General features: G+C 64.7%; 25 protein-coding genes and 6 pseudogenes. 21 read left to right on the top strand and 10 right to left on the bottom strand.

Going from position 1 to position 25,879, the window contains the following annotated elements:
• Nucleotide 1 precedes the first annotated feature (1 nt).
• The 3 genes from RHA1_RS40495 to RHA1_RS40485 all read left to right on the top strand — a co-directional run bounded on the left by RHA1_RS40495 (nt 2) and on the right by RHA1_RS40485 (nt 3,963).
• Nucleotides 2–316, top strand: a complete 315-nt coding sequence (locus RHA1_RS40495) for a hypothetical protein (RefSeq protein ID WP_237727082.1) — start codon at nt 2–4, stop codon at nt 314–316.
• A 656-nt stretch (nt 317–972) separates the two neighbouring features.
• The gene (locus RHA1_RS40490; protein WP_011599810.1) at nt 973–2,307 is read left to right on the top strand and encodes an FAD-dependent oxidoreductase; all 1,335 of its coding nucleotides are present in this window, start codon (nt 973–975) and stop codon (nt 2,305–2,307) included.
• An 81-nt stretch (nt 2,308–2,388) separates the two neighbouring features.
• Nucleotides 2,389–3,963, top strand: a complete 1,575-nt coding sequence (locus RHA1_RS40485; RefSeq protein WP_011599809.1) for an MFS transporter — start codon at nt 2,389–2,391, stop codon at nt 3,961–3,963.
• Between the two features lie 303 nt (nt 3,964–4,266).
• Here RHA1_RS40485 and RHA1_RS40480 read toward each other — a convergent pair whose 3' ends face one another.
• On the bottom strand, nt 4,267–4,557 hold the full coding sequence (locus RHA1_RS40480) for a hypothetical protein (RefSeq protein ID WP_011599808.1): 291 nt from the start codon (nt 4,555–4,557) through the stop codon (nt 4,267–4,269).
• Nucleotides 4,558–4,569: 12 nt separating this feature from the next.
• Complete coding sequence (locus RHA1_RS40475; RefSeq protein ID WP_011599807.1) at nt 4,570–5,115, bottom strand: flavin reductase family protein; 546 nt, start codon at nt 5,113–5,115, stop codon at nt 4,570–4,572.
• 175 nt (nt 5,116–5,290) lie between these two features.
• Here RHA1_RS40475 and RHA1_RS40470 point away from each other — a divergent pair, with 175 nt between their 5' ends.
• The 8 genes from RHA1_RS40470 to RHA1_RS40435 all read left to right on the top strand — a co-directional run bounded on the left by RHA1_RS40470 (nt 5,291) and on the right by RHA1_RS40435 (nt 14,857).
• Nucleotides 5,291–5,764 carry a nuclear transport factor 2 family protein gene (locus RHA1_RS40470; RefSeq protein ID WP_011599806.1) on the top strand — a complete coding sequence of 158 codons (474 nt, stop codon included), beginning with the start codon at nt 5,291–5,293 and terminating at the stop codon, nt 5,762–5,764.
• Nucleotides 5,765–5,836: 72 nt separating this feature from the next.
• Nucleotides 5,837–7,006 (top strand): LLM class flavin-dependent oxidoreductase, encoded by a 1,170-nt coding sequence (locus RHA1_RS40465; RefSeq protein ID WP_011599805.1) that lies wholly within the window; start codon nt 5,837–5,839, stop codon nt 7,004–7,006.
• Nucleotides 7,007–7,096: 90 nt separating this feature from the next.
• A complete protein-coding gene (locus RHA1_RS45105; RefSeq protein ID WP_011599804.1) occupies nt 7,097–8,101 on the top strand; it encodes a 3,4-dihydroxy-2-butanone-4-phosphate synthase in 1,005 nt (334 codons plus the stop codon).
• A gap of 445 nt (nt 8,102–8,546) precedes the next feature.
• Nucleotides 8,547–9,617, top strand: coding sequence for a sugar ABC transporter substrate-binding protein (locus RHA1_RS40455; protein WP_041813312.1), 1,071 nt, complete (start codon nt 8,547–8,549; stop codon nt 9,615–9,617).
• Nucleotides 9,618–9,663: 46 nt separating this feature from the next.
• Nucleotides 9,664–11,199 carry a sugar ABC transporter ATP-binding protein gene (locus tag RHA1_RS40450; RefSeq protein WP_011599802.1) on the top strand — a complete coding sequence of 512 codons (1,536 nt, stop codon included), beginning with the start codon at nt 9,664–9,666 and terminating at the stop codon, nt 11,197–11,199.
• The gene (locus RHA1_RS40445) at nt 11,196–12,197 is read left to right on the top strand and encodes an ABC transporter permease (protein ID WP_011599801.1); all 1,002 of its coding nucleotides are present in this window, start codon (nt 11,196–11,198) and stop codon (nt 12,195–12,197) included. The genes RHA1_RS40450 and RHA1_RS40445 overlap by 4 nt, the downstream gene beginning before the upstream one ends.
• A 70-nt stretch (nt 12,198–12,267) precedes the next feature.
• Nucleotides 12,268–13,104 (top strand): mycofactocin-coupled SDR family oxidoreductase, encoded by an 837-nt coding sequence (locus RHA1_RS40440; RefSeq protein ID WP_011599800.1) that lies wholly within the window; start codon nt 12,268–12,270, stop codon nt 13,102–13,104.
• Between the two features lie 907 nt (nt 13,105–14,011).
• Nucleotides 14,012–14,857 carry an SDR family NAD(P)-dependent oxidoreductase gene (locus tag RHA1_RS40435; RefSeq protein ID WP_011599799.1) on the top strand — a complete coding sequence of 282 codons (846 nt, stop codon included), beginning with the start codon at nt 14,012–14,014 and terminating at the stop codon, nt 14,855–14,857.
• A 30-nt stretch (nt 14,858–14,887) separates the two neighbouring features.
• Here RHA1_RS40435 and RHA1_RS52640 read toward each other — a convergent pair.
• The 5 genes and pseudogenes from RHA1_RS52640 to RHA1_RS50990 form a co-directional block, all read right to left on the bottom strand.
• A pseudogene (locus RHA1_RS52640) lies at nt 14,888–14,974 on the bottom strand (hypothetical protein); the annotation flags it as partial.
• The gene (locus RHA1_RS40430) at nt 14,974–15,162 is read right to left on the bottom strand and encodes a hypothetical protein (RefSeq protein ID WP_041813497.1); all 189 of its coding nucleotides are present in this window, start codon (nt 15,160–15,162) and stop codon (nt 14,974–14,976) included. The pseudogene RHA1_RS52640 and the gene RHA1_RS40430, both read right to left, overlap by 1 nt.
• Nucleotides 15,163–15,961: 799 nt before the next feature.
• Nucleotides 15,962–16,243, bottom strand: a complete 282-nt coding sequence (locus RHA1_RS40425; RefSeq protein ID WP_081437576.1) for a hypothetical protein — start codon at nt 16,241–16,243, stop codon at nt 15,962–15,964.
• 158 nt (nt 16,244–16,401) lie between these two features.
• Nucleotides 16,402–16,542, bottom strand: a complete 141-nt coding sequence (locus RHA1_RS50995) for a hypothetical protein (RefSeq protein WP_041813309.1) — start codon at nt 16,540–16,542, stop codon at nt 16,402–16,404.
• 603 nt (nt 16,543–17,145) lie between these two features.
• Nucleotides 17,146–17,485, bottom strand: a pseudogene (locus RHA1_RS50990) (ATP-binding protein); the annotation flags it as partial.
• 101 nt (nt 17,486–17,586) lie between these two features.
• Between RHA1_RS50990 and RHA1_RS40410 the strand changes: the two are divergent.
• Together RHA1_RS40410 and RHA1_RS40405 are read left to right on the top strand one after the other, a co-directional pair.
• Complete coding sequence (locus RHA1_RS40410; protein ID WP_148228495.1) at nt 17,587–17,865, top strand: DUF5372 family protein; 279 nt, start codon at nt 17,587–17,589, stop codon at nt 17,863–17,865.
• Between the two features lie 173 nt (nt 17,866–18,038).
• On the top strand, nt 18,039–18,515 hold the full coding sequence (locus RHA1_RS40405) for a helix-turn-helix domain-containing protein (RefSeq protein ID WP_011599794.1): 477 nt from the start codon (nt 18,039–18,041) through the stop codon (nt 18,513–18,515).
• Nucleotide 18,516: 1 nt separating this feature from the next.
• On the opposite strand, the gene RHA1_RS50985 is transcribed toward RHA1_RS40405, so the two are convergent.
• Nucleotides 18,517–18,903, bottom strand: coding sequence for a hypothetical protein (locus RHA1_RS50985; RefSeq protein WP_041813303.1), 387 nt, complete (start codon nt 18,901–18,903; stop codon nt 18,517–18,519).
• Nucleotides 18,904–18,905: 2 nt separating this feature from the next.
• Here RHA1_RS50985 and RHA1_RS52635 point away from each other — a divergent pair.
• From RHA1_RS52635 to RHA1_RS52620, 4 genes and pseudogenes are all read left to right on the top strand, one after another.
• Nucleotides 18,906–19,367: pseudogene (locus RHA1_RS52635) on the top strand (recombinase family protein); the annotation flags it as partial.
• Between the two features lie 191 nt (nt 19,368–19,558).
• A pseudogene (locus RHA1_RS52630) lies at nt 19,559–19,795 on the top strand (recombinase family protein); the annotation flags it as partial.
• A 159-nt stretch (nt 19,796–19,954) separates the two neighbouring features.
• The gene (locus RHA1_RS52625; protein WP_011599791.1) at nt 19,955–20,683 is read left to right on the top strand and encodes a hypothetical protein; all 729 of its coding nucleotides are present in this window, start codon (nt 19,955–19,957) and stop codon (nt 20,681–20,683) included.
• Between the two features lie 98 nt (nt 20,684–20,781).
• Nucleotides 20,782–20,967 (top strand): MerR family transcriptional regulator, encoded by a 186-nt coding sequence (locus RHA1_RS52620; RefSeq protein WP_011599790.1) that lies wholly within the window; start codon nt 20,782–20,784, stop codon nt 20,965–20,967.
• Nucleotides 20,968–21,018: 51 nt separating this feature from the next.
• Here RHA1_RS52620 and RHA1_RS40390 read toward each other — a convergent pair.
• Together RHA1_RS40390 and RHA1_RS40385 are read right to left on the bottom strand one after the other, a co-directional pair.
• Nucleotides 21,019–21,837, bottom strand: a pseudogene (locus RHA1_RS40390) (transposase); the annotation flags it as partial.
• Between the two features lie 378 nt (nt 21,838–22,215).
• The gene (locus tag RHA1_RS40385; RefSeq protein WP_237727081.1) at nt 22,216–22,776 is read right to left on the bottom strand and encodes a TetR/AcrR family transcriptional regulator; all 561 of its coding nucleotides are present in this window, start codon (nt 22,774–22,776) and stop codon (nt 22,216–22,218) included.
• A gap of 143 nt (nt 22,777–22,919) precedes the next feature.
• Here RHA1_RS40385 and RHA1_RS40380 point away from each other — a divergent pair.
• From RHA1_RS40380 to RHA1_RS40365, 4 genes and pseudogenes are all read left to right on the top strand, one after another.
• Nucleotides 22,920–23,668, top strand: a pseudogene (locus RHA1_RS40380) (SDR family NAD(P)-dependent oxidoreductase).
• Nucleotides 23,669–23,736: 68 nt separating this feature from the next.
• Complete coding sequence (trxA, locus tag RHA1_RS40375) at nt 23,737–24,159, top strand: thioredoxin (protein ID WP_081437575.1); 423 nt, start codon at nt 23,737–23,739, stop codon at nt 24,157–24,159.
• Between the two features lie 87 nt (nt 24,160–24,246).
• Complete coding sequence (locus RHA1_RS40370; RefSeq protein WP_011599785.1) at nt 24,247–24,624, top strand: carboxymuconolactone decarboxylase family protein; 378 nt, start codon at nt 24,247–24,249, stop codon at nt 24,622–24,624.
• A gap of 130 nt (nt 24,625–24,754) precedes the next feature.
• Nucleotides 24,755–25,843 carry an alkene reductase gene (locus RHA1_RS40365; RefSeq protein WP_011599784.1) on the top strand — a complete coding sequence of 363 codons (1,089 nt, stop codon included), beginning with the start codon at nt 24,755–24,757 and terminating at the stop codon, nt 25,841–25,843.
• The last annotated feature ends 36 nt before the right edge of the window (nt 25,844–25,879 follow it).

Below are 25,879 nucleotides of genomic sequence, written 5' to 3'. Positions count from 1 at the left end.
GGTGGCGGCCACCGACGGGGGAACGCATGACAGCCAACGCGCCACCAGAGCAACGAAAAACGTTGAGGTGAACGGCAAGGGAGGACGGCACCCGATGACGAATGCGACCGTTCCAGAGCAGTTGCTGCACGCCGTGCAGGATCGCACCACCGAGATGCGCCGATGGTTGGACTCCGGCAACAACAGCGAAACGCTGATGGCGCACCTGCACGACGAACCGGTCGACGCAGCGTGGCTGCGCACCTATCAGCGTCTGGGTCGCGACCTCATGTCGGCCGTTGGAAACGCGCAGGAGCAGTTGCCGCGACGTCGATGAACGCCGACCAGGACAGTGCGCTCGAACGGATACGGGACACGCGCGCGGTCCGTCAACCGTCACGCCCGCAGAGCACACAGGGGTTTTCGGCCTTGGGCCGACCTGACACCTACCCCTTGGCAGCGGCCGAGACCTGAAGTCCCGTTCGTCGATCCTTCGGGTGCGGGGCGACCACTGCTCGATCTCCGCCAGGGCGAGGGTGTCGTGTTCGTCGTAGTCGGCGAGCACTGTGGCGAAGTCCCGCTCCGGGCCCTCGCTGCCCTCGGAACTCGCGGGCCGGGTCGTCGGTGAGCCCTCCGATGCCCGGGCTCCGACCACAGATTCCGTCACTCGAAACGTTGAAATTTTGCACTCTCAGTAGCGGTTTCACACGGTTCTCCCGAACTCGTGCCTATAGATAGTCGGTAGTAGCCCCGCCGCTGCACCCGGTTGTCACACACCTTGGATGGTGCGCCATGCGTCGGGGATCGTAGGCGTTGTCGAGCATTTTCAAGCCGTCGCGCTGCCGAACGATCCCTCCGCGAGCGGAACCAGGCTCCGCTGTCATCCGTTACTGGCGCGGCGGTCGAACCACCATGCACCAAGACTTGAACTGACTTCAATTAGGGAGCTAATGTGACCGCAGACACTACAGCAGCACAACGGAGGGGCACGATATGCCAGGAATTGACACCGACGTACTCGTCATCGGCGCGGGCATGGCAGGACTGACCGCGGCCGCCCGCTCCCTGAGCCGGGGTAGTTCGGTCATCGTCGTCGAGAAGTCCGCCACGGTCGGCGGGTCTGCCCAGTTCGCCGGGTATGCATGGACGGCGCCGTCGCACGAGGTGATGGACGAAGTCAACCCCAATGGCAGCCCCGCCTTGCGACGCGCGCTCGTCGACGGATTCGCACCAGGTATCGAGTGGATTCGCTCGCTCGACGTCGAGTGCGCGGACGCCGTGACGGTCCTGCGTTACGGCACAGGCCACCAGTTCGACACCAACCAGTACATCGGCGAGTGCCGCAAGCGAATCCGGGTCGGCGGCGAACTGATCACCAGCACTAGCACTCTCAGGCTTCTTACCGAGGACGGTTCCGTCGTCGGGGCGCGGGTGCGCCTGGCGGACGGTACCGAACGGGAGATCCGCGCTCGCGCAACGATCATCGCGACCGGAGGATTCCAGGCGAATCCCGAGGCGGCGAACAAGCACATCCATCCAGCGGCGAGCGCGATGCAGCTACGTTCCAACCCGACCAGCGTCGGTGATGGATTACGGCTGGCCGAGGCCGTTGGTGCCGCGACGGGGAAGGATCGCTCCGGCTTTTATGGACACCTCATTCCTACCGGGGTGAGCTTCCGTGAGCCCGCCGACTTCGTGGCACTGTCGCTGTACTACAGCGAGCACGCGTTGCTGTTCAATCTCGACAGCCGCCGGTTCATCGACGAGACCGCCGGCGATCACTTGACCACGATGGCCCTGCTCGAACAGCCCGAGTCCCGCGGACTTCTGGTGGCCGACGAGCGGGTCTACCGCGACTGGATCACCGGCAGCTACGTGGAGGGTGCCGTTGCCATCGACAAATTCGACCTCGCACAACGCCGCGGCGGCAGGTGCGGGTTCGCCGAGAGTCTCGACGATTTCGCGTACTTGCCCGAGGAGTGGGGTTATGACGGTGCCGTGATCGCCGAGGAGATCGGCAGGATCAATGCGGCAGGACGTGCGGTGCGACCGCCGCGCGCCTACGACGCCGAGCCCTTGGACAGGGGCCCGTACTACGTGATCGAGGCGTGCCCAGCGCTGACGTTCCCGTTCCACGGCGTTCGCATCGACGAGAACGGCCGCGTCCTCGCCGCTGCGGGCGGAACGATCGAGGGTCTGTTCGCTGCGGGATCCGACACCGGCGGCCTCTACGACCACGCCTACACCGGCGGCATCGCCCCGGCCCTCGTGTTCGGCCTCGCCGCGGCGGACCGAGCTGCAGCCGATCGTGCGGTCGTCACCGCGTGAGGCCGTCGACTTCGCTCCGACCGGTGCATGGCACAGGATCCATCAGGAGCGCCGCCAGCTGATTGGAAAGGAGAATCACTGATGCAGCCCGGTGCGGCTACCTCCTCGCTCCGAGATCCGCTCCGCAACGCGGACTTCACAGTCCTCGTTGCCGTCCAATGCGTGACCAATGTGTGCGTCTGGGTATTCGTCGTTGCGGTCCAGTGGACACTGACCGTGTCCGGGGAATCCTCGACGGTCATCGCCTCCGTTCAGACAGCGCTAGCGATTCCCTTCCTCCTGTTCGCACTTCCGATGGGCGTCTGGGGTGAGCGCGGGGCGGGGCCGGTCTTGATGCGCGGAGCGCTACTCGTCCTTGCGAGTGCGGCGGTAGCCGCGGCCGTGCTCGCAAGTACCGGCGACGTGCCCCCATGGCTGATGCTCGCGACGGTCGGCGCGGTCGGCGCCGGGCTGTCGACTATCACGATCGCGTGGCAATCACTCATGCCGCACATCGTGGGCCGACCCCTCGCGGGTACCGCGGCCATCCTCGATGGCGCCTCCTACAACGGCGCCCGTGCAATCGGCCCGATCATCGGTGGTGCACTGTTGACCGCGACGACGTCCGAGGCCCTCTTTCTGGCGTTGGGCGTCGTCTTCGCCGTGCTGGTCGTGCCGCTGCGCTCGCGGAGGCGCGTGGGCTCGGCAATGCCGCGCTCATCCGAACGGATGCTCCCAGCACTGGCGGCGGCGACGCGGTTCGTCTGGAATTCCGCTTGGACCCGGCGACTTTTGTACCGCCTCTCGGTCTTCGGGATGCCCTCGAGTTGTCTGTGGGCTCTGCTGCCCGTGATCGCATACGAGCGGTTGGGCCTGTCCTCGAGTCAGTTCGGCCTGATGTTCGGGCTCGTCGGGTTCGGTGCCGTCGTAGGCACCGTGGCGGTGATGCCCATTCGCCGCCGGATCACGCAGAACGCGTTCATCTGCGCCGGATCACTCGCCTATGCTGCCGTTCTTGCCGCGGTCGCCACGGTGTCGAATGTTGTGGTCGTCGCCGTGCTCATGGCGGTCGTCGGCGCCTCGTGGGTCGGTGTGCAGAGCTCCTGGATGATGGCCGCCCACGGCGCTCTGCCGACGTGGATCCGGGCCCGTACCATTGCCTTGATGCTGCTGGTCTTCCAGGGCTGCCAGGCGGTCGGCTCAATCGTCTGGGGGGCGCTCGCCGATCTCTTCTCCCTCGAGCTCGCATTTGGTACGGCGTCCGTAGTGATGGTCGGCGCGGGCATCGGCGCGCTTGTCCATGGGATCGTGCCGGCGGAGACGATCGCCCCCACTCTCGACGCCGCGGGTACGCGGACCGCGATTCCGCTGGCACCGGTGGTGGAGGAGTCGGCACCGGTCCGGGTGACCGTGATCTATCAATTACGGCCCGGCGGACATGCGTCGTTTCGGGCACTTCGGCGCGACCTCGCACGCGCCCGCCGCCGTCTCGGCGCGCGCCGCTGGACGGCTGAGGTCGGTACGGACCGCGTGATCGAGCGGTTCGATTTCCGCGATGTCGCAGAGTACCGACGGTATCTATCCACCCGGTTGACCGATCCGGAGAAGTGCCTGCTCGACAGAATCTGGGTCGACACGTGCGCCGAACGCCCCATGTCGAGGCTTTCCAACCGCTGATAGATTCCGACCGGCGCACTCGACACGACTGATTCCCCCACGTGTGGTTGTTCGCCCCACCTCGGCCGGTACAGATCCATTCACACGAAACGCGCGATTCGGAATCCGGGTTACCTGGTCGATGCCCTTTCCCGTGCGCGGCGGTGGCCATCGCGGATGCAAGAATTGCGCCCAGCAGGGGCGCCCGGGCGGGGTGGCTCCGATTGCGGCAACGAGCCCAGCGTGCACGTTGGAGACGACGGCTAATCTATGCCCGGCCAGGCCGCGGGCATGGTGACGCGCGCGCTCGAAGCAAGATCTGGTCTATTCGTTGGGCTCTATATGCGCTTCGATGAATTCCCCGTCGTACCACCCGCGGTCCTCGGCGTAAGACAGCATGGCTCCGAAGTTCTCGAGCCACTCACGGGTGTGTGGTCCTTGGTTGCGGAGCCAGGCTGATCGAATGAAGACCGTGTCGTTGTCGATGTAGCCGATATTTCCGCTGACCAGCGATTCGTGGGCCTTTTCGCGATCGGAGCTCATTTGTACGTGAAACGTCTTGAGATCCAGGAGGTGACGAGTTGCAACACTGGCAGAAGTGACCTCGATGTACATTGTCTTCCTTCCCTAGCTCGACGGGTAAGGCCCGGAGCGCGCCATCCGATGGAATTGGCTGTCGTGGAACACGATGGGTGATACGGAACTGTGCATCTTGATGCGGTTGACGGCAAGCACTGCGATTTCGTGATCGCCCGCCCGAACCTGCTCGTAGATTGAACAGTTCAACCAAAGGGCTGCGCCGGCAACGAAGACGGCCCCGGAATTGTCGCGAACCCACTCTATTCCCGCGAATCGATCGGGTACTTGCGACGCGAGTGCCCGAGCGGTCGACGCGTGGGCGTCGGCCAGCACACTGACACCCAGAGATTGGGCTCGTCGGAGCAGAGGCCATGTTGTTGACGTGAGGGCGACGCACAGGGACACCAGTGCTGGTTCGAGCGACACTGACACGAAGGAACTGGCTGCGATACCGGCCGGTTCGCCGTCGATCACTGCGCACACTGCCGCGACGCCTGATGGAAACCGGCCGTACGCGCCACGAAGGACGCGCGGCGACAGATCGTCGCCGCCGACGAATCCGTCATCGGACCCCGCTGCCTGAATTTCTGACATTGAACACCACCGCCACTCGGAACGAACTGAATTGGGTTCATGTCAGGGTACCGTAGACGCCCGCGCACCAGAACCGTTTCGGCCGCGCAACTTCCAGCATCGAGATCTATTGACGAGACGTGGATCACAGCCTAACCTTCGCATGAAATGAGTTCAGTTTGCCAAAGGAGAACGTGTGCCGACTGTCGAGGAGTTGCGAGCGTCGAATATCGACATCGCCCGTAGGTATCTAGAGGCCATCAACACCTGGGACTTCAAAGTCAAGCGTGAGCTTCTCGCGGAGGACATCGTCTTCGAGATGCGTTACGCCCCGCCTGGATTCAATCGGCGGATGGAGGGCATCGAGGAAGTGATGGCCTTCCTGGAGACCATTCCCTCCATCATCGAGACCGAGGGGCTGTACGACTTCAGGCTCGAGACGTATCACTCCGATCCCGGCGAGGTCATCGCCGAGTACAAGAGCGACATGAAGATGGTCATTCCGGTCGAGCTGAAGAACGAGTACGTCACGCGCTTCACCATCCGAGACGGGAGGATCACGCACTTCTGCGAATTCTACGACCCGATTCCCCTGGTTATCGCTCTCGGCGGCCGGGTGGAGGCCGCGACCATCGAAAGCGCCAGATCGGCCCATACCGAAAGTGCCTAACGCGCATCAGCAACCTATGTGCTCGCTGGGCTACGACAAAAATCACGCTAGACCGAGAAACCGAGGTGTTGCATGTCCGAATCCAACTACCCGACCGCGTTCGGCGTCTTCATGGCCCCCTTCCACAAGATCGGAGTGAGCCCCACAGTTCTCTATGAGCGGGACCTGCAGATCATCGAGCTCGCCGACAGCCTCGGGTTCCAGGAGGCGTGGCTCGGCGAGCACCACTCCGGTGGTCACGAACCGATCGGCGCGCCCGAAATGCTGCTCGCAGCGGCCGCGCAGCGCACCAAAACCATCAAACTGGGAACGGCCGTCAACTCGTTGCCCTACCACAACCCCTTCCTCCTCGCGGAGCGCCTGGTCACCCTCGATCACCTGTCTCGCGGTCGCGCGATCATGGGATTCGGTCCCGGACAGCTCCTTTCCGACGCCTACATGCTGGGTATCGACCCGACGAAGCAGCGCGACATGATGCTCGAGGCCGCGGAGGTCATTGTTCGGCTCCTCCGCGGTGAGACGGTGACGGAGAAGACAGACTGGTTCGATCTTCGCGAGGCCAAACTACAGGTACGCCCCTACAGTCTGCCGGAGCTGGATGTAGTTGTCGCAGCTGTCACCTCACCGTCCGGGCCTGTCACGGCCGGGAGGCTGGGTGTGGGGATGATCAATCTTGCCGCCACAAGCCCTGCCGCCTTCGGCGCCCTTCGCGGCCATTGGAAGATCGCCGAGGACGAGGCAGCGAAGGCCGGGCGGACGGTGTCGCGTCGGAACTGGCGGCTCTCGGCGATTACCCACATCGCGGAGACCGAGGAGCAGGCGCGCAAGGACTGCACCCACGGGTTCGAGGAGATCTGGAACTATCTGGCGCATATCTCGCCGCTGCCGGCCTCCGAGAAGCCAGATGTCGAGGGAATGATCGACGAGGCCATCGAGTCCGGGTCGGTGCTGATCGGAACCCCTGACACTGCAATCAAGAAGATCCGGCAACTTGCCGACCAAACCGGCGGCTTCGGAAGTTTCATCATGACTCTCACCGACTTCACCGACTACGAGCGCCAGCGAAATGCCGTCACGCTCTGGGCCGAGCACGTGATTCCCGAATTCCGGGGGCAGCTCAAGCCCATCCGCGAGCACAATGCGTGGGTGCGGGGTAACGAGTGGAAGGCCGAGACCATGGCGGCCATCAACGCTGCGAGCGAAAAATACGCGGCACAGCAGCAGCCGGTATCGGTCAACTAGCAGTGCATTCTGTCGAGCTGTGACCAGCCGCCTGCAGCAGCCCGAGAGACAGGCAGTTCCCGGCGTGACCACCAGGAAGACGATCTCACCATGACTATCACCGACGACAATCCGCTCGCACAGCGCATCGCCCTCGCACCAACGCTCGCTGAGATCCGCGCGGAAGAACGAGTGATGGCCGCGATCAGTCAGCTGTCCCGCGGGGAGGCCATCATCCTCACCGATGGGATTGGCTCGCCGACCAGCGGTGAGGTCGTCTTTCCTGCGGCCCGGATCAGCACGGCTGATGCCGCTTTCGCTATCCGTTATTCATCAGGATTCCTGCAAGTCGCCCTACCACCGGACCGGTGCGACGCCCTATGGCTGCCGGCTCAACAGGGTGCCGCCCCAGGAACCGCACAGTGCGTCACCGTCGACGCGGCCACTGGTATCACCACCGGCATCTCTGCCGCGGACCGTGCACGCACGATCCGGCTCTTGGCGTCCCCGGATGCGTCACCCGCGTCATTCAGCCGTCCAGGCCATGTCGTGCCCCTGCGCGCGGACGCGGCCCTGCCCATCTCGGACTTCGGGCATCCCGAAGCTGCAGTACATCTGGTAGCGGCAGCCGGTTTCCCACCCGCCGCGGTGCTCACCACAGTCGTCGGCACTACCCACCCGACAGACGTCGCCTCAGGTAACGACCTACAGGAGTTCGCCCGCACCCACCAACTTCCCATCGTCGGACTCCGTGACCTCGACTCCGAGAAGACACCACTGCCCATCCTCCACGTGTCGGTGGACCTCCCCAGCGGGAGAACATCTCTCGAATCATTCACCGACCTGGGCCACAACTATCTCGTTGTGGCCGTGGGTGAGGTATCCGGCCGAGAGGACGTGCCTGTTCATCTGCTGCCGGCAGATCGGGTGTTGATTGACGCAGGATCTCCAGGCGCCGAGCCGCGCATTCTGATCGGGCTTCCCCAGACGCCGGAGGACGAATACGGTCGTGCGATCGACGGGCTTCATCGGCAGCACAGCATGATCCGCGCCGTCCTGCGCCGTCTGGGTTGCCTGTCAGTGCTAGCACACCGCCGCCCCGATAGTCTCAGGTAACCGGCCACGGAAGGACCATTCACTGCGTCTGCAGGTCCGACGCAGAAGGCTCTCTCGGACGTCTCCACTCGCGCGACATCCGCGCAGCACGCGAGGACCGGACGAATGCACGACAACGTCAGGAACCCGAGCGGCAACATCGGAGACGACGACCGAAACGCCGCGACAGCGCGCCGGAGCGCACACCAGTTGATCCCGGCTCCGTGCACTGTGCCCCAATCACATTGGGGACACCTATGGATCCATCGGGCGCACCTGCTGGATCAGCATCGGCATTGCACCGTGATCCAGGCTCCGTTCGCCAACAGAACCCAATTCGATTCAGAGCGAGGCGAAATTGAAGGTCCTATGTGCCACAGTCGTTCTAGGAGTTGCGCTCGCACTCACAGCGTGTGACTCCACATCCTCCTCCGCGGCGGGAGACGGCTCGGTCAATACCCACGCCGTGCAGATTGCGCAAGCGGAAGTCGACACGCATCTGGCGGACGCGACGAACGTCGGAGTTACCGAATCTATTAGTGGCGCACCGCGTCAGGGACTCCGGTTCGCCTACGTAGGCTGCGCACTGCCGACCTGCGCGACGTTCCGCGACGGCATGACCGCTGCAGCCGACGCCATCGGGGCGACGGTGACCACCCTGACCTACCAGGGCACCCCGGAGAGTATCCAGTCGGCCTTCGACAACGCGGTGCAGCTACATCCGGATGCGATTTTCAGCACGGGCACCCCGCCGTCCGCCACTGTCAAGCAACGTGAGGAAATGAAACGCCTCGGCATTCCATTCATCGACAACTCCGCGATCTACGAACCAGACCCCAAGACGGCGGCCGGCACCGTAGACAACGACCCGGCTCCACCGACGGTCCTCCTCGAGCCGGCCAGCATGGTGCGCTACATGGGCCAGCTGCTCGCAGACTGGGCGATCACGAAGTCCGGCGGCAATGTGAACAGCATCTTTGTCAACGTTCCCGATTTCCCGATTGTCGTCCCTCCACAGGTCGGATACGAGGATCGGCTCGCCGAGCTGTGCCCGGACACGTGCTCGAACACCAACATCAACGGCACGGCCAACGACATCGGGACGGCCATTCCATCCAAGGTCGTCAGCGCACTGCAACAGCACCCCGACACCAACTACATCGTCTTCACAGCGGGTGATTTCTCGCTGGGCGTACTGCCCGCAGTACGCGCGGCAGGGTTCACCGACGTAAAACTCATTGGCAACAGCCCGATCGCCGACAACATCGCGGGCTTAACTGCCGGAGACCAGAATGAGGCATGGCTGGGCGTCTCCAACCAGGTACTGGGCTGGCGTTACGTCGATGCCGCGGTGCGCGCGCTGAAGGGCGATGCAATCCCCTCGCCGGTCGCCGACAGCCCCGACGATACGACCGCAGCCGCATGGCCGTGGATCCAGATCCTCACGAAGGACACCGCCCCAACCGAGGATCCCTGGATCACCCCGCGCAACTACAGGGAGCTCTTCCTGACGATGTGGAACCTACCAGTTACCTGACCAACCACGAACATTCGAGGTCTCAGCCTTTCAGAACAGGAAGCCAGTGAACGATTTGTTAGAGCTCTCCAGCCTGTCGATGACCTTCGACAGCGGCCGCGCGCTCGACGGCGCGGATCTGAGCCTGACGGTGGGCGAGATACACGGTCTGGTGGGACAGAACGGGTGCGGGAAGTCCACGTTGATCAAGATCCTGTCGGGCTACCATTCCCCAGACCCGGGAGCGAAGGGCACCTTTCTCGGAGCACCACTCCCCTTCGGTGACCCTTCCGCACCGCACCGAGTCGGAATTCACTTCGTCCACCAGGATCTCGGGATCGTGGACGGCCTTTCGGTCGTGGAGAACCTCGCATTGGGATCCGGGTACGCAACCGGCCCATTCGGGAACATCCGATGGCGGAGACAAATAGCTGCTACCAGGGAGGCCACCCACGCGCTGGGATACGAGCTGGACCCGCACACCGATGTGAGCAAACTGAGTCCCTCAGAGCGCGTCGGTGTTGCGATATCGCGCGCCCTGATCAACGACTCGAGCGCAGCTCTCCGGCTGCTCGTTCTCGATGAACCGACCGCGGCACTGCCACCGACGGAGGTCCAGCGCCTCTTTGCGGTCCTACAGAGATTGCGCGAGCGCGCAGTGACCACGTTGTTCGTTTCTCACCGGCTCGACGAACTGCTCACCGCCTGCGATCGAGTGACGGTGCTTCGCAGCGGTCGCCGCGTATCCACTGCGCAGACGTCCACCATGACGCGGGAGAGTCTCATCCGGGACATCCTCGGCCGGCCACTGGTGCCGCACAAGCCGACAAGTCTCTCGGTCACCAGCCAGGAGCCATCTGTCACGGTTCGGCGGCTGACCGGCACGAGATTGAAACCGCTGGACTTCGACGTCTACCCAGGCGAAGTCCTCGGGCTGGTCGGTGTGACGGGCTCGGGCCGGGAAGAGGTGGCCAGCCTCATCGTCGGCGCGACCGAGCCGATCGACGGATCTGTCACGGTACACGGGAGCACATACTCGGGTTTGAACCCCCACACCGCATCTCGGGCGGGGATCGCCTTCCTGCCGACGGACCGGCGGCGCAGCGCGGTCATCCCAGACGCAACGGTGCGCGAGAACCTGACTTTACCCATGCTCGCCGACATCACCAGGCTGGGCCGTATCAGCAGGCGTGCAGAGAGCCGTGTCGCGGGTGACTGGATCGGGAAAATGCACGTCCGCCCATCAGACCCGGAGAACCTCGTCATCAACCTGAGCGGCGGTAATCAGCAGAAGGTTCTTCTTGCGCGATGGCTCCGAACCAAGCCCAAGATGCTGATTCTCGATGAACCCACCCAGGGTATCGATGTGGGAACGAAGACACAGTTCTACGCATTGCTGAGCGCGGCTGCCCGAGACGGGATCGCCGTCGTCGTGTGCACAACGGACGGTCAGGAAGCGGTCGAGCTCTGTGATCGCGTTCTTGTTCTCGCGGACGGGGTGTGCACGCGTTCACTCAGCGGCTCGTCACTGACCACCGCGGTCGTGGAGCAAGAGTTGCTGGGGTTGCACGAAAACACGGAGAAGGACGAGGTACTGGCATGACGAGCGTTGAATCCAAACCAGCAGCACACCCCCAGATTCAAGGGGACAAGAAACCGCTGCTCGGCATTGTTCTGCAGCGCTACTCGGGCCTCGTCCTGCTCGCCGCGCTGATCGTGTTGTTCTCCGTCCTGCTACCGGAAACATTCCCCACGATCCGGGCCTTCCGCACACTCATCGCCGACCAGGCGATCACGACGATCCTCTCTCTAGGCCTGCTCGTCGCGTACCGCGCGGGTGCCTTCGACCTCTCAGTCGCGCAAGGCCTCGGCCTGGCCGTCATTCTTGTCTCCTGGCTGCAGTCATCGCACGGGCTATCCGTCCCGATGGCTACCCTGCTCACTTTGACAGTTGGGGCCCTCGTCGGAGCCGCGAACGGGATCGCCATCGCGATACTCAATGTGAACTCCTTCATCGCCACCCTGGCGATGGCATCAATACTCGAGGCCGTCATCTACGGCGTCTCCGGGGGCAACCAGATCGTCGGCGGAATACCGCAGGGATTCCTCTCGCTCGGTCAGGCCCAGTACTTCGGGATTCCCGTCGTGGTCATCTACATGGCCGTCGTGGCCGTAATCGTCTGGTACGTCACCGAACAGATGCCAATTGGACGCCGACTTCAAGCTGTCGGCAGCAACACGGAGGCATCGCGTCTCAATGGCATTCGCACAGCACGGTACATCTTCGGCGCGCTCGTTGCTTCGTCGATCCTCGCCTCACTCGCCGGTGTGATCTTCGCCGCCAAGATCGGAAGTGCATCCCTGACCGCCGGCGCCCCCTACCTCCTTCCCGCGTTTGCCGCGATCTTCCTGGGATCGACCCAGGTTCATCCCGGCCGAGCGAATGTGGCTGGGACGCTGATAGCGATCGCGCTGCTGGCAACCGGAGCCAAGGGGCTTCAACTGCTCGGCGTGCCGATCTGGACAAGCAGCCTGTTCAACGGCGCCGTGCTCTTGGCCGCAGTGTCCATAGCGCAGATCAGGCGCAGTAAGTCGCGGTAATAGCTCGCCGCACGCCCAGGTCTCTGCCGCCGAATCGTCCCCAACCTACCCACGAGAAAGAGGAACGGAAATGGTCGATCTAACAGGCAAAACTGCCCTCGTAACAGGTGGAGCGCGAGGACAGGGCCGCTCGCACGCCCTCGCGCTCGCCAAAGCCGGCGCTTCAGTCGCCATCCTCGACGTCTGCGAAGACATCAAGAATGTCTCTTACCCGCTCTCCTCGCAGGCGGACATGGACGAAACCATGTGGCTCATCAACGAGGCTGACGGAAAAGCACTTGCACTCAAGGCAGACGTGCGCGACCGGGAGGCCATCAGCGATGCAGTCGAGCGGATCGTCGACACCTTTGGATCGCTCGATATTCTCGCGATCAATCACGGCGTCATGGCGATCAGCGAATTTCGCCACATGGATCCCGCCGACTGGGATGTGGTCATCGACATCAACCTCAACGGCGTCTTCAACGTGCTGCATGCGGGCCTTCCGCATCTGCTGAATCAGACCTGGGGACGGGTGATCATCACATCGTCGATGGCGGGCAAAGGCGGCTACCCGCAATTCAGTCACTACTCGGCCTCGAAGTGGGCGGTCATCGGGCTGGCAAAGACCGTCGCCCTCGAGGTGGCGACCACCGGGACCACCGTGAACGTCATCTGTCCCTGCTGCGTCGACACTCCCATCATCCACAACAGCACGATGTACGGGCTGTTCCGACCCGACCTCGCCTCCCCGACAATCGACGACGTCGCCGAGGAATTCCGTCGGTATCAGCCCCAGGGAGTTCCATGGATTCCCCCTCAGGCAATCACGGACGCACTGATGTTCCTGGTCTCCGACGGTGCGAAACACATGACCGGCGAGACCCTCTCCGTTGCGGCCGGCCAGAACGCCAATGGTGCGGCATAACCAATCCATCACCGTCATATCGTTCGCGGCGCCCATCAGGGTGCGGATTCACAGGAAGGAGGCGGGATTGGCGGTGCAGCCGCGGCGACCACCCGGCCGAACGTGCTGAACAGATCGTGCGCTTGACCGAAGGGAGCAACACATCGGCGCGAACCCCAGGCCCACCCTCGGTGCGCGGTGATCGGGAGCCGCGGCATGAGATATTCGGCACGGCAGACTGATCGGATTACCTCCGTTCCGGATTATCCCACAACGACGAGCATCTCTGAGGTGACACTCTCCCCATCCGGACGGTAGCGGCCGCAGTCTGCGAAACCCGCGATCTCCTCCCGCCCGCTACCGGTACGGCGCCATCACCCGTACTTCACCAACCCCACCGCACCCAATCCGTCGACTCCGACATCACGCACCGCACACCCGCCTTCATCGATATCGTGCACTCGGACCGGATCGACGGACCCGCCCCACTGCCCTGGGGGCGTTGTCGGCGCCAACTCCGCCTGAACCCCCAGCACTCGGCGACCGCCGATATCCGGGGGCCATGTCTTGCCCGTGTTCACCACACGATCATCGCCGACCGATGCCCCCGGAGCAGGCATCGAGCGCTCGCCCCCACTCACGCAGTGACGCCGAAGTCATTCCATATCAACTGCTTTCGGTTGCACGGTCGACAGAAACAGAGTTTACTCAACTGAGTTCAATTTACGCGTAGTCGGTAACGCAACTTACTTCGCGAAACAGCCGCCTCCCGTGGCGCACGAGGAAATGGAGCGAGCATGACCAGCAATCCAAATACCCGAATCGAGCCGATAGTGGCCCCTTGGAAGGATCTAACCCTCGCGTCCATCGCGGCGATACCGTCGGATCGTCCCAGTCCTAGGCCCGCACCAGTCGAGGGACAGCCGGCATGATCGATCTCACCGGCAAGGTCGCCATCGTCACCGGCGCAGCGTCCTTCCATGGCGACGACGATCCTTACCGCGTCGGCCAAGGCGCATCGACCGCGAGTCTGCTTGCGCAACTCGGCGCCAAGGTCGTACTCGCGGACATCAACGGCGAGGTTGCCGAGCAACGGGCGAAGCAGATCAGGGCCGACGGTGGCGACGCGATCGCTGTCGAGACCGACGTCCGCGTCGAGGAACAGGTCCAGCGGATGATTACGACCGCGGTGGACGAGTTCGGACGACTCGACATTCTGCACAACAACGCCGCCGACCTGAGGATCCCATGGGAGCCCGGCGACCCCCCTATCACGGAATTCGTGGTGGACACCTTCCATGCCCAGATCGAAACACTGCTCCTGGGCCCGATGCTCGGCTGCAAGCACGCGATCCCGGCGATGGTGAACACCGGCGGCGGCAGCATCACCTGCACGTCGTCGATCTCCGGCGAAATGGGCGAGCTCAACTTGACCACCTATAGCGTCGCAAAGGCGGGCGTCAACCAGCTCGTGCGCGCCGTCTCCGCACAGCATGGCAAGCAGGGAATCCGGTGCAACGCCGTGGCGCCCGGACTCATACTGAGCTCTCCCGGCCTCCAACTCGGGGACGAGCTGATTACCCAGTACACGCGCCACTGCGACACCCCTCACGTCGGTCAGCCCGAGGACATCGCCCGGGTCGTCGCGTTCCTGCACTCCGATGCCGCGCGGTACATCACAGGGCAGGTCATCAGAGTCGACGGGGGCTTCACCGAGCACTCCCCGATGGTCACCGAGGGGCGTGCGTCCGGCCTCGTCGCCGGAACCACGTGAGGATCAGCGCCTTGTGACACCCGCCGAGCCGAACCAGCTGCGGATCTCCTGGATCAGGGCGAATGGCGACTGCGTGCAGGCGTGCCCGCCCGCGCCTGCCGCCACCGGGTGTGCTCCTATCGGCGGTCGCGGCGATACTGCTCGGCGATCTCAGTGGCGTCTCGTGCCAGCCAGGTCAGCTCCCCCGCCTCATCATCCCACGGCAGCAGATCCGCCCACCGGCACTGCGGCCCGCGGACACACACCAACGCCCACCCAGAATCCCACATCGTCTGCCACAGCCGCTCACCCGCGGACGACCCCATGTCACCCATTCAACCGCAACACACCGCACTTACGCGAGGTCCAGACCGGCCAGTCCGACCTCGAACACCCGCACCCACCGCGCGCTGACCACCCCACGCCGACGATCTCTCCTTTGCCGGTGGCGGAGTTCGGGAGGATCATTCGCGGTCGACTCGATCGGTCAGGCACGATCCGCCCCGACAGGACCAAAGCCCGGACTCGAATGCGCGTTCTTTGAACGGGCGTGCTTGCACCGACGGCCGCCGGCCGTAAGTACAACCCGAGAAAGGCATTTGGCGTGGGCCATATTTCAGCGAGGGGGGCGGGCGGCGGATCTACCATTTTCTCGCACCGGAACACGAAGGATCAGGTCGCCAAACCTGTACTGGCTAGCAGCGATTGGTGCAGACACCGCTCCGCAGAAATCCGTGAATCTGGTCGATAGTTTCACACGCAGCAAAGCCCGAGGAGACATCAGCGACGCCCACAACCCAGGCACACCAACGCGGAACCACACTGCCCGACTGGAGCGCGCCGCTTCCCGGACGCACACCGCGTGACGCGCGGTCAGGCTTTACGCGGCGGGTACCTGTTGTATGCCCCGGCGAGGCCCGGCCGGAGCGGACTCCACTTCGGCGGGTCCGCTTCGGCTCACCTGTGCGCGCCCGCATCTCGGGCGGCCTCGGGCGCGTATGTCACAGCAGCCGAAATGGTTTCAGCTTCGTTGATCTTTCATTTGCGGGTTCGAGGCAGAGGGCTCAGCCCGCCCGCACCGACAGCCGCGAACCACTACACGCACTCCCGACAATGCAGTCGCCTTCACCCGACACGGATCAGGACACCCACGACCGCTACTGCGACCAGCGAGGCGCCGCCGCAGATCAACCACGCCCGCGTCGCCAGCTGCCGCCACCGATCACACCGCTCGTCCACATCCGCGACAGCGACCGAGCCCGTCAGATTCGGATGGGACGCCCGGGACTCCGCAAGGCGGCGGACCTTCGCGTCCGCCCGTGCCGCCACACCCAACGAGACGGGCACCACCAGAAGCGTCACCACCAGCAGAGCAACCATGAGACCTACGCCCGTCCCGAACATCATCGTCCCTTCCACAGCAACAGGGCCGTCACGGCATCGCGCGTTGATCCCCGGCCACGCGGAGCCACGGGCACAACCACGCCCCTGTTAGCTCTATCGCCGAACTGCCACCGAGTGTTTCACTCGCCGGCATCGGCGCAGGACTATGAGTCGCCGCGGGCCTATACGCCGGGCATCGGGAACTTCCACACCGCCACCACAACCACGCCCATGATGAGCCCGGCGTACAGAACAGTGCCAACTATACCGACCCGCAACGTATTCAGCAGATTCGTGCCCAGAATCTCGGCGATCCGTGCCATGACAACTCTTCTCTCACGTGCAGATTTTTCTCGACTGCCACGTCGATGACGCGCACCAGCTACCTTGGACCGACTCGACACCTGCACATTGGCCGAACTACCTACACCCATACCCGAACTTAGGTCTGGAGGTTTGGGTCTCAGCTTAGGGTTGCAACCGAACATCCCCCCGAGCGCCAGGCTTCTTCCACGAATTCAGCTATGTTATACGTCACACACCGGCGTTTGAACTCTGCCGCCCAAGCATTTCGCTACACCAGCACAGATCGTTAGGGGGTTCGTCAGCGACACCGGTAGGTAATGCAGCTCGCCGAACATACTCGATCTGCGCAGAACAGCTGCGAACTCTCGGACATGTTGCAGTACAGAACGATCGGCGTTCGGACTGAAGGGGATTGTCACTCAATCACTCGATTCCGAAGCCCGTCGGCATTGCTGTGGCGAAGCAAAACACGCCGGTTCCGGCAGTACCACCCCCGTCGCAGGCTCGCGCCGATCGCGACTCAGTCGCTTCAACCGATTCGTGTACGCACCGCAGAAAACTCCGAAATCGCACTTACTGGTCCGTTTTCTGAGGTTGCGAAAATAGTGCATTGGCATGGATCACACACTCCCTGGACTTCCATGCTCCGGCTCACGAAGATCGATAATGCGCTGCTCGGCATCGACCTCGCCTTCTGAACTGTCAACCGCGCCATACCCCGGACGGGTGCGTTGCCGGTAGGACGGGCCCTCGATGACGAGGGTGTGCGCCGAGGAGGTGAGCCGGTCGATCGCCGACTGCGCGAGCAGGGCATCTGTGGTCATCGACAACCACTCGATTGGACGGCTCCCTGTTCGAGGAGACGATCGTCGCCTTGCGGCGATGGCGCTCCACGACCAACTCGTAGAAGTCGTTGGTCTCGGTGGCATCCAGGGGCCGAAGCGCGAAATCGTCGAGTAATCCCGATGTCGGGATTACTCGACTTATCCCGACCCCGGAATTATCCCGACATAACGTCGTCAACTACACCCAATCTCGACGATCGGTACCGGCGTGTGCGGGTGACACACCGGTTCCATCCACTGTTCGGCCGGGACTTCGAGTTCGTGGCGCACCGGCAGAACTGGGGCGAGGACCGGGTCCACCTGCACGACGAGAACGGGGAGCTGTTCTCCCTGCCGGCCGGGTGGACCGACGTCGCCCCGGTCGACCCGTTCGTGGTCGACGCCGACGGACGTTGTGCGTTCACCACCGACGGACTGCTGGCGGTGGCGGATCTGATCGACCGGCTCCGGGCGCAGCGCGACGGTGACGAAGAAGTCAGGCGGATTACGCCGTGAACGTCAAGAGAATTATGCCACGATCAACTTTCGATCCGGACGCGAACACGAGCAAGCAATTGCAAATAGGCGTGTGCTACAGCAGATAATGGATGGTATTCGGTGTGTCGCGAAGATTCTTCAGCGCATCGTCGTCATAATTATGTTGACGATCGCATGGTTCAGGAGGCGACATGACCCGGCGCGCAACACCCGAGGACCCCAAGACGGCGGCGCTGCGCGAGGCCCGCAGCCTGAACCCGCACCCCGAGGGGGTGAGCGATCCGGGGTTCTTGACCGAGGAGTTCTTCGACGCCCGGGACGCGGTGCAGGTCAAGTACGAGATGGTGCGAGCCGTCCTGGTGGACGGCCAATCGGTGACCGCGGCCGCGGCGGCGTTTGGGTACTCCCGGCAGACCTACTACCAGGCGGCCGCCGCGCTGGCCGAGGGCGGACTGGACGGGCTGGTCGCCGCCAAGCCCGGCCCCCGCGCCGGGCACAAGCTCACCGGCGAGATCCTGGCCTGGGCCGAGCAGCAGCTCGCCGGCGACCCCGCACTGAAACCGGCCGACCTGGTCGAGCCGATCGAGCAGCGGTTCGGTGTGCGCGTGCACCCCCGCTCCATCGAGCGAGCGGTGGCCCGCATCCGGGAGCACTCCAAAAGCCGCTGACTCACCCGCCTTCGAGCAGAGGGAGGACCCGCAGTCCCCGGACGCCGACCGGGAGGACCCGCAGTCCCCGGACGCCGACCGGGACACAGGCCCGCTCGACACCCGGTACGAACAGCTCCGTCACGCCGCCCTGCACGAACGTGCTCGCGCGTTCCCGCTCGGGCTCGGCGTGCTGGTCGGCAGGGGCATCACCGCCTGGCGGCGGGCCCTGACCCGGCTGACCTGCGACCGCACCTCGGCCCGCGGCCCCGGCCGGACGGCGGGCGGTCCGGCCGAGCTGTCGGGCGCACTGACCGCCGAACTCATCGACGTTCTCGCCGCCGTCGCGCTCGCCGGCGCCGGCCCCGATCCGCCGCACCCGTCCCCACCGTCGCGAGGAGAAGCCCACCGATGTTCACCGACACCCACCCGACCGCCGGCCCGTCGAAGGTGACCGCCGCTCACCTGCAGCGCCGGGCCCTGCTCTACGTCCGCCGGTCCAGCCTCAAACAGGTCCTGCACAACACCGAGTCCGCCATCCGCCAATACGACCTGCGCGGCAAGGCGATCGCGCTCGGCTGGGCCGCCGACCAGATCACCGTCATCGACATCGACCAGGGCCAGTCCGGGGCCTCGGCCGCCGACCGCGAAGGCTTCGGGCAACTGGTCGCCGACGTCTCCCTCGGCCGGGCCGGAATCGTCCTCGGTCTCGAATGCTCCCGCTTGGCCCGCAACAGCGCCGACTGGCACCAACTGCTCGAACTCTGCGCGATGACCGGCACCCTGATCTGCGACGAGGACGGCCTCTACGATCCCCGCACCTTCAACGACCGCCTCCTGCTCGGCATGAAAGGCCAAATGTCGGAAGCCGAACTGCATTTCATCAAGGCCCGGCTGCGCGGCGGGCAACTGTCCAAGGCCCGCCGCGGCGAGCTGATCATGCCGCTGCCGGTCGGCCTGGTCTACGACGGAGCCCACCACGTCATCCTCGACCCCGACACCGCGGTCCGCGGCGCGCTGGCGTACCTGTTCACCACCTTCGAGGCCACCGGATCGGCGACCGCGTGGTCAAGGCGTTCCGCACCGCCGGGCTGCTGTTCCCCTGGCGGCACCTCAAAGGCCCCCGCAAGGGCGAGGTCGACTGGAAGCCGTTGGCGCACCACGCCGTGCTGCGGGTGCTGCACAATCCCCGCTACGCCGGCGCCTTCACCTACGGACGGCACAGCCAGCACACGCTGCCGGGCGGCAAAACCGTCACCGCGCAACTGCCCCGCGAGCAGTGGGTCTCCTTCCTCCCCGGCGCCCACCCCGGATACATCACCCTCGACCAATTCGACGCCAACCTCGCACGCCTGCAATCCAACTCGGCCGCACACGGGCTCGAGCGCCGCAGCGGGCCGCCGCGCGAAGGGCCGGCGCTGCTGCAGGGCGTCATCGTCTGCGGCCGGTGCGGGCTGAAGATGACCGTCCGCTACCACCACCGCCGCGGCACCGAGGTGCCGACCTATATGTGTCAACGCGACGGCATCGAGAACGGCCGGCCGGTCTGCGCCACCATCCCCGGCCAGGACCTCGACCGGGCCATCGGGCAACTGCTGATCGACACCCTCACCCCACTCACCGTCGAAGCGGCCCTCCAGGTTTCGGCCGAGCTCGAGCACCGGGCCGCCGACGCCGACCGGCTGCGCGCCGCGCACGTCGAACGCGCCCACTACCTCGCCGACCTGGCCCGCCGCCGCTACCTGGCCGTCGACCCCGCCAACCGGCTGGTCGCCGACACCCTCGAGGCCGACTGGAACACCGCCCTCCGCGCGCTGAACCAGGCGCAGGAGAGCTACGACAAGGCCCGACACGAGGGCACCGGGCACCTGACCGACGCGCAGAAGGCCCGAATCAATCAACTGGTCACCGACCTGCCCGCAATCTGGAACGACTCGAACACCCCGCAGCGTGAACGCAAGCGCATCGCCCGACTGCTACTCACCGACGTCACCCTCACCCGCACCAGCGACACCATCACCGCACATTTCCGCTTCCCCGGCGGAGATCACACCACCCTCACCCTCCCGACACCCAAACCCATTGGAGAGCAACGCAAAACCCCATCCAACATCATCGCGGCCGTCGACGACCTGTCGACGACCACACCTCCGGCGAGATCGCCGACATCCTTAACCGGCGTGGTCTGACCAGCAGCACCGGCGAATCGTTCCACCGGCACATCGTCGACCACATCATCCGCGCCCACCGGCTGCGCAGCCGCCGCCAACGCCTCCGCGAAGCCGGCATGCTCACGCTCGCCGAGACCGCGGCCGCGCACGGCGTCTGCAACGACACCATCAAGGCCTGGCGGCGGGCCGGGATTGTCGGCGGCCAGCGGTATAACGACAAGGGCGAGTACCTCTACACCCCACCCGACACCGACGAACCGCCCGACCGCCCGACGATCGGCCGCCCGCCGAAAAGATCCTGACCAGTCAGAACGTCAACCCCGCACGAACCGACCGGAAGAGGTGCAGTATGCAACCCGAGGTTTATCCTTTGGCGACCGGATCCGCGCCGGAACGGCGGTAGAACCCGGTGTGCTGGGCGTAGTCCAACCAGCCCTGCGACAGCCGCGGATTGACCGCGTCCGCCTCGATGACCACCGCCTTCAGATTGTCCGGGATGAGGACCTTGAAGACACCGCCGAAGAAGGTCCACGCCGCCTCGCAGCCGGCGATCACCGCCGCCAGGGTCTGCGAGTACGTCAGCCACACGAACATGTGCCGCGAGTACACGGCGGTGAAGATCAGCGCGTGCACCTTGCGGCGCCGAACGGTGTCCGGATCGGTCAGATAGCCCAGGTAGCCGAAGTCGATCTGGCATTCGCTGCCGGGATCGCCGTCGACATCCGAACGGTGGTGTCCCTGCGGCCGAAACCGCACCGCTCGGTGGCGAATCGGTGCAACGTCCGATACGGCACCACGCAGCCCTGGCGGGCCAGCAGGGTTTCGATCTTGGTGATCGTCAGCGGCGGATGGTTCCCGTCGCCGACCACCCACGCGGTGATCTGGTCCTCGAACCCCAGCAGCCGGTCCCAGGCGGGCCCGTGCCCGCTCGGGCGGGCCGGGCGCACCGCCTCGATCACCGCGCCGATCAGCCCGTCGTCGAGGGCCCAGGCCCCGTCGCTGCGGTGCAGGCCCGCGGCCTGGGCGGCCTCGACATACCGGCGGGCCGTTTTGCGGTCCACCCCGCAGTGCGCGGCGATCGTGCGCAGCCCCGGTGTCCGGGACCCGGGCACTCCGAGCCAGACGCGGAGCACTTCCTTGACTTCGTTCACGTTGACCTCCCGAAACGCCATGCCCGTCCGCCTTCGTGACCGGGGATACCGACACGACGATCAAACGAGTCATCCGGCGGGACTCCGGCGCGACGCGCCGGGGTGGTCCCATGACTGGCAATCCGAGTGGTCCCATGAGGGTGGCAGAAATTAGGTCAGACCGGTCCCATGCTCATGGCAGGCGACACACCTCGTCACACACCTTCATTGCACCACTCCCGCCCTCCGTCCGGCCCGAAACCCGGGTGGGCGGCAACGAGAAAGCCGGAACCCGAGCGCTGTCGTGGGTCACCGGCCGGTGACCTCAGATGCGAGGCCCCGCCACCGGTCCGCAGGCCGCGGCAACGCCGCGAAAGCCCGCGCCCATCGGCACGGCACTGGGTAGAGGGGCCACCCTGACTACATCTGAGCCCTCGGCACCACCTGTGCGGCGAGGATCGCAGCCGCGGTGAGTTCCTCCCTGGGGGCCCCGGAGGCCGCTTCAACACTCAGCCCATAAACCGCAGCCATGACGTACCGCGCCAAGGCCGTGCAGTCGGTGCCGGCCGGCAAATCGCCGTCTGCGAGGGCCTTTTCGAACCGATCCAGCACGGTCTGCCTCATCTGCTCGCGGGCGGCGGTGAGGAGATCGACTATTTCGTGGTGCGGCTCTCCGGAGGCCAGTCCAGCTTGGACTGTCATGCAGCCGAAGGGCTGACCCGGGGCGGTGAACACTTCCACTCTTCCCGTCAGGAAGTCCAGCACCGCCTCGTGAGCAGTCGGCCGGACCATGGCCTCCTCCAGTTGGAGAGTCCGCTCGCACATGTACCGGTCCAGGGTCTTCTCGAACAGGTCCCGCTTACTGCCGAAGGCGGCGTACAGGCTCGGCGGGTTGATGCCCAGCGCCTTCGTCAGGTCAGTAATGGACGTGCCCTCGTATCCCTGCCGCCAAAACAGTTCCATGGCCGTCTGCAGGGCCACCTGATCATCAAATCCGCGCCTCCGGCCTCCCGGCATGTCACGCCCTCCTGGTCTCAGCAAACTCTGCCATTTGCTTTTTCTGTAATAACCACTACAGTACATCCCATGAGTTCTTTAGTGATCACTACAGAAGGGCCGATGCGATGGGAAAACTGAGCAACAAGACGGCAGTGATCACGGGCGGCAGCAGCGGCATCGGCCTGGCGACAGCGAAAAGGTTCGTCGCGGAGGGTGCCACCGTTTACATCACCGGGCGCCGCGAAGAGGAGCTCGCGAAGGCCCAGGCCGAAATCGGCGGGGACGCCGTGGCTATGCAGGGCGACATCGCGGACCTGGCGGATCTTGACCGCCTCTGGGCCCAGGTGAAGCAGGAGCGCGGCTCAGTCGACGTCATCGTCACCAACGCCGGAATCGCTGAGGCCGCGTCACTGCCGGATGCCACCCCGGAACACTTCGACAAGACGTTCGCCATCAATGCCCGCGAACCGTTCTTCACCGTGCAGAAGGCGCTGCCCCTGCTCAATGAGGGCGGGTCCATCGTCTTGGTCTCCGGGGTCGGGCACAGGCTCGGATGGCCGGATTTCCCAGCCTACTCAGCCAGCAAGGCTGCCGTGCGGTCGTTCGCCCGCAGCTGGGCTGCCGGACTCATGGGGCGTCGTATCCGGGTGAACTCGGTAAGCCCGGCCCGGTCGAGACCCCGATTCTCGACGGGCTCTACACCGGCGGCTCAGACCCCGACGCCGTTCGCTCCGCACTTGTCAGCACAGTCCCCATGGGCCGCATGGGCGGGCCGGATGAGATCGCCTCCGCGATCCTGTTCCTTGCCTCCGACGACAGCAGCTTCATCACCGGAACGGACATGGCCGTCGACGGCGGTACCACCCAGCTCTAAGCCCTTGAGCGAAACTCCCGGACCTAGTGCGCCGGATCCAGCCCCGGAGCCCGTCCGCCCAGCGGCGCATGACCTTCATTCCCAGTGTGGCCTTGGGCCAACACTGGGGTCCGCAAAACCCCTGCCCTAACCACCAGTTGAAAGAGGATCCCGTGTCTGTACGATCAACAACCACTGCCGCATTCCAAGCCGATGTCCTCCAGAACGACCTGCCTGTCCTGGTCGATTTCTGGGCACCGTGGTGCCCCCCGTGCCGCGCCGTCGGGCCCGTTCTTGACCAGCTGGCTCAAGAACAGGCGGGCAAAGTCGACGTCATCAAAGTGAACGTCGACGAGAACCCCGAGCTCGCCCAGAAGTACGGCGTCACCTCAATTCCCGCTTTCCGGGTATTCAACAACGGTGACGTCACCGGCTCATTCGTTGGCGCCATGCCCAAGAAAGCCTTCGAAGACCGGCTCGCCCCCTACCTGGGCGCCGCAGCCACCAACTGACGCCGCTGCGGCCCCGGTAGCCAGGACCGGGGCACCAGGGCTGCATCTTCCACCCTGCAATACGCCTCCTACACGAAGGAAAGCACTATGGCTTACCACGAGCACACCGACCACCGCTACCTCCGCAACCTCCGGACCGCTGCCCCTGACGCTGTGAAGTCGTTTCTGGCGTTTGACCAGGAAGTGCTGAACGGCGCCAGTAAGGTCATTTCACGGAAAAACACTGAACTGATGGCCGTCGCGGTGGCCCTCACGACCCAGTGTGCGTACTGCATTGAAGCGCACGTGAAGGCAGCCAAGGCCGAGGGTGCCAGCGCCGAGGAGCTGGCCGAAACGGTCATGATTGCATCGGCTCTGCGCGCTGGTGGCAGTTTCGCGCACGGTTTCATGGCCATGAAGTTCTTCGACGGTGCACCCGACGCCGCAACCGCCGACCACGCCCACGCTCCGGCCGGGGTTTCCTGACTCAACGGCAACCAGGGTTCAGGCTCGAAGACGGCCTTGGGGACACCACCGTGGCCCTAGGCCGTCTTTACCTGCGCCCGCTGCCCAGTCCCACAGCGACTCACTCAATACTTTGAAAGGCCCCAGATCTATGCTGTTTTCCCCCATGAGCCTTGGCGAGCTTGAACTGCCCAACCGGCTGGTGATGGCACCCTTGACCCGCACCCGGTCCGGAGACGAAGGCATCCCCGGAGCCCTGATGGCCGAACACTACCGCCAGCGGGCTTCCCTGGGCCTGATCGTGAGCGAAGCCACCTACCCGGGCCCGGCGGGACGGTCATGGCCTGGCCAGCCCGGACTCCACACCACAGACCAGATTTCCGGCTGGAAAAAAGTCACCGACGCTGTTCACGCCGAGGGCGGCCGGATCTTCGCCCAGATCATGCACGGCGGCCGGGTCTCCCACGAGGACATCACCGGCGGCCACCGCATCGTGGCGCCCAGTGCCCTCGCTATGGCAGGTGAAGCCCGGACGCCAAAGGGCAAGAAGCCGTACCCGGTCCCGCACGCCCTCACCCTCGAGGAGCTGCCGGTGGTTATCCAGGAGACCGTCACTGCCTCACTCAACGCCATCGAAGCAGGGTTCGACGGCGTTGAGCTGCACGCCGGAAACGGCTTCCTCCTGCACGAATTCCTGTCTCCCAGCACCAATGTCCGCACCGACAGCTACGGCGGCACCCCGGAAAACCACGCCCGTTTCGTGGTCGAGACCGTCGAGGCAGTAACAGCAGCGGTAGGGGCCCACCGCGTCGGTATCCGCATTTCCCCCGAAAACGAACAGCACGACATGGACGAAGCCAACAACGCCACAGCGCGCGCCACCTACCAGGTGCTCGCGGACAGCATCGCCCCGCTCAAGCTCGCCTACCTGAGCATGCTCCACCACGACCCGTCAGGTGACTTTGTCCAGGATCTCCGGGCGCGGTTCGGCGGGGCCTTCCTGGTCAACAGCGGCTTCGGCATCGTCACCACCCGCGACGAGGCAATCTCCCTTGTCGCCGACGGGCACGCCGACGCCGTCGTCGTCGGCCGGCCCGCCATCGCCAACCCCGACCTCGCCCGCCGCTGGAAGGACGGACTTCCGCTCAACGAACCCGATACGTCCACGTTCTACGGCGAAGGCGCCAAAGGCGCCAAAGGCTACACCGACTACCCCGTCTACCAGGAGTCTCTGTCCTAGCCACCGTTTCCAAAGCGCTGACAGCCATCCTGGCAT

This window comes from Rhodococcus jostii RHA1 (assembly GCF_000014565.1).
Lineage (GTDB): Bacteria > Actinomycetota > Actinomycetes > Mycobacteriales > Mycobacteriaceae > Rhodococcus_F > Rhodococcus_F jostii_A.
This window is presented reverse-complemented; position numbering and strand designations above follow the sequence as displayed.